This is a genomic window from Streptomyces spiramenti, from assembly GCF_012034385.1.
Lineage (GTDB): Bacteria > Actinomycetota > Actinomycetes > Streptomycetales > Streptomycetaceae > Streptomyces > Streptomyces spiramenti.
Window position 1 is genome coordinate 10,900 of record NZ_JAAVJB010000132.1, and the last position, 3,414, is coordinate 14,313.

The 3,414-nt window shown below is 73.9% G+C and carries 4 protein-coding genes and 1 pseudogene; 3 read left to right on the top strand and 2 right to left on the bottom strand.

The annotated features are described in order from the left end of the window. A pseudogene (locus HCJ92_RS25020) lies at positions 1-118 on the bottom strand (enoyl-CoA hydratase); the annotation flags it as partial. 55 nt (positions 119-173) lie between these two features. Here HCJ92_RS25020 and HCJ92_RS15725 point away from each other — a divergent pair. Then, on the top strand, positions 174-341 hold the full coding sequence (locus HCJ92_RS15725; protein ID WP_103500878.1) for a DUF3117 domain-containing protein: 168 nt from the start codon (positions 174-176) through the stop codon (positions 339-341). A 344-nt stretch (positions 342-685) separates the two neighbouring features. On the opposite strand, the gene HCJ92_RS15730 is transcribed toward HCJ92_RS15725, so the two are convergent. After that, positions 686-1,342: a class I SAM-dependent methyltransferase gene (locus tag HCJ92_RS15730; protein WP_167934225.1), complete on the bottom strand. Its 657-nt coding sequence runs from the start codon at positions 1,340-1,342 to the stop codon at positions 686-688. Positions 1,343-1,492: 150 nt separating this feature from the next. On the opposite strand from HCJ92_RS15730, the gene sigE reads away from it, so the two are divergent. Both sigE and HCJ92_RS15740 read left to right on the top strand, forming a co-directional pair. Next, positions 1,493-2,293, top strand: a complete 801-nt coding sequence (gene sigE / locus HCJ92_RS15735) for an RNA polymerase sigma factor SigE (protein ID WP_245240909.1) — start codon at positions 1,493-1,495, stop codon at positions 2,291-2,293. Continuing rightward, positions 2,283-3,167, top strand: coding sequence for a zf-HC2 domain-containing protein (locus HCJ92_RS15740; RefSeq protein WP_167934222.1), 885 nt, complete (start codon positions 2,283-2,285; stop codon positions 3,165-3,167). The genes sigE and HCJ92_RS15740 overlap by 11 nt, the downstream gene beginning before the upstream one ends. The last annotated feature ends 247 nt before the right edge of the window (positions 3,168-3,414 follow it).

Here is a 3,414-nt window from a genome sequence, read left to right on the forward strand (position 1 = left end):
CGAGCTCCAGCGTCTCGGCCAGCGAGTGCGAGGCCCCGAACGCCAGTGACCGCTTGATCGCCGCATAGGCCACCGTCGGGCCGGCGGCGAAGGCGAGGGCCACCTCGCGTGCCACCGCGCGTTTGGGTGGTCTCCGGGCGGATGATGAGCTGGTTTCAGGAAGGGGAACGAGCATGGCGGCCATGAAGCCGCGGACGGGCGACGGCCCGCTCGAGGTCACCAAGGAGGGGCGGGGCATCATCATGCGCGTTCCGCTCGAGGGCGGCGGACGTCTCGTCGTCGAGCTGACCCCGGACGAGGCGGTCGCTCTCGACGAGGAACTGAAGAAGGTGTGCGGCTGACCGGCTGACAGCCGCAGTACCGAGGGAACATCGCCCCGGAGCGCAGTCGCGCTCCGGGGCGCCCTTCTGCGCGGGGGCGCGGGCGGAGCGGAGCGGGGGACGGCCCGCGCTCCGCGCCCCGGCGGTCCGCCACCCGTGACCGAGCCCCGGGACCACGAGCCCGCCTCCGGGGCGGGCTCAGCGCGTGTGTGAGACCCCGCGTCGGATCAGCTCGCGGCGTCGGATGCGGTCAGCTCCACCGTGGAGGGGCGCCCTCGTACCGGGTTGTGTCCGGGCGTTCCCGGCAACGCGGCGGATGGCCGTAGCCGGCGTCGCGGGCCCGGCGTGGGGTCTCAACCACGCTCTCAGCGGCAGGTCGCGCAGAGCAGCCCGTCGCCCACCGGCAGCAGGGCCGGCGTCAGCCGGTCGCTCTCCCGCAGGGTCCGCAGCAGCTCCCGCAGGGTCAGCACGGTGCTGGTCTGCGCCGAGGAGTCGACGGTGTCCCCACCGGCGAAGACGCCCGCGAAGCACAGCAGGCCCCCCGGTCGCAGCAACCGGACCGCCTCGCCGAGGTAGTCGAGGTACTCCTCGCGGTCGCCGTCGCAGAAGACCAGGTCGTACCCGCCGTCCGTCAACCGCGGGAGGACGTCGAGGGCGCGCCCCGGGATCAGTCGGGCGCGGTTCCCGGCGAAGCCGGCGGCGCGGAACGCCTCCCGGGCGAACTGCTGCCGCTCGGGCTCGGTGTCCATGGTGGTGAGCACCCCGTCCGGCCGCATCCCCAGCAGCAGGTAGAGCCCGGAGACCCCGGTGCCCGTCCCTATCTCCACGACCGCCTTGGCGTCGGCCGTGGCGGTGAGCAGCCGCAGGGCGTCGCCGCAGCCGGGGGAGACGCTGGTGACACCGGCCTCCCGGGAGCGGTCCCGGGCCCAGAGCAACGCCTCACCGGCGGCGGTACCGATGTCCGGGACACCGTACGCGTCGGCGAACGCCCAGCTGGTGTGCCGGTTGCCGGTAATGGCGATCTCCTGTCCCCGTCAGTCGCGGCACGACTGTATCGAGTCCGCCGGGGAACCGGACGCGGGGACCGGACGTTCTCCCGGTGCACGAGGCCTTCCGCCCGCGGCGGAAAGCAGGCCAATAATCCTTATCCGGAGCTAACGGGCGAGGTGACTATGGTTGGCACTCCACTGGACACCAGAGCCGACAGGGGAGGTGCGGCCGCGTTCGGTTCCCGGGGCGTTCTGCGCCGTATCCGGGGCGCTGCCGGCGGGCCGAATTCTGTGACCGACAATGCTGCACGCGCCCAGGTCGTTCCCGCCGCCGGTTTCCGGACGGACGGTGCGTCAGCCGCCGGCGCCGACACCGACACCGGATGGACCCCTCCCAGCTGGGAGGAGATCGTCTCCACCCACAGCGCTCGCGTCTACCGGCTCGCCTACCGGCTCACGGGCAACCAGTACGACGCGGAGGACCTCACCCAGGAGGTCTTCGTCCGGGTCTTCCGCTCGCTCTCCACCTACACCCCGGGCACCTTCGAGGGGTGGCTGCACCGCATCACCACCAACCTCTTCCTGGACACCGTCCGCCGCAAGCAGCGCATCCGCTTCGACGCGCTGGGCGACGACGCCGCAGAGCGGCTCCCGAGCCGGGAGCCGTCCCCGCAGCAGCACTTCAACGACACCCACTTCGACGCCGACATCCAGCAGGCGCTCGACACCCTCGCCCCGGACTTCCGGGCCGCCGTCGTGCTCTGCGACATCGAGGGGCTCAGCTACGAAGAGATCGCCGCGACCCTCGGCGTGAAGCTCGGCACCGTCCGCAGCCGTATCCACCGCGGCCGATCACACCTGCGCAAGGCACTCAGTCACCGCTCGCCGTCCGCGCCGGAGCGCGACGAGGTCGTCCACGCCGCTCCCGTGCTCGCGGGCGCGCCGTCCGTGCGCACGGGGGAGGCCGAACCGAGTGAGCAGTGAGCAGCATCTCGGGGACAACCTCGCCGCCCTCATCGACGGCGAGCTCTCCCACGACCACCGCGACCGGGTCCTCGCCCACCTCGCCACCTGCGCCGGCTGCCGGACCGAGGCCGACGCGCAGCGCCGGCTGAAGAACGCCTTCGCGCAGACCCCGCCGCCGCCGCCGTCCGACACCCTGCTCGCTCGACTCCAGGGGCTGCCCGCATCGCCCCCCGCGAGCGACGAGGACGACGCGGGCCCGCCGGGCGGTTGGCCGACGCGTTCGGGCGCGCTCGCCCCGCTGGGGCGGCGGTCCCCGTTCACTCCCTCGGTCTTCGGCGGGAGCGGCTTCCCCGTGCACCGCGGTGGGGGCGCCCGCCGCGCCGCCGACGGCCGCGGCGCACTCCCGGTGCCCGTCCCGCTCGGAGCCTCCGGTCTGCTGCCCGCGCGGGCGCAGCGCGGTCACCATCGTTTCGCGTTCGCCGCGGCGGGCGCGGTGTCGCTGGCGGCGGTCGCGATAGGCGGCGGGCTGGCCGTGACGGCCGGCTCGTCGACGGCGCCGACGGGCGTTCCCGTGGCGATGGCCACTTCGGGGGGCGCCAGCCCGGGCAACCGATCCGATAACGACGAGGAGGGGGCGCCGGCGCCGGTCGGAGCGGTCGCGGCGACCGAGGACGGCGAGGCGGTGCCCGAGACTTTCACCGGCCACCCCGGCGTGCCGGTCTCGGAGCGGATGGCGGCGGTGCTGAGCACCGCCGCCACCGGGGTGCCGTACGCCCACCGGCCCCACCAGGCGCCGGTCCAACCGGAGGAGGAGCAGCCGCCTTCCCCGCAACGGCCGTTCACCGGTGTCTCGTACGACCCCCATCCCCTCGGAGTCATGAGCCCGCGCTGAATCCCGCGCCGATACCTGGTTGAATCCATAGCCGTGGCCGGACCGTGTGGCCGACGACGGAAGACGAGTGTGGGGGCGACCATGGACGACGGGACCAGCGGCGAGGAGCCGCGCCACGGCCAGGACCCGTACGGCACCCCGCCGTACGGGCGCCCCGGGCCGCCACTTGGCTGGGCTGTCAGCGGGGAGTCGCGATCCGGCTACGTTCGGTACGCTGCCGAGCGGGGTGTGGCAGCCCCACCCGGCG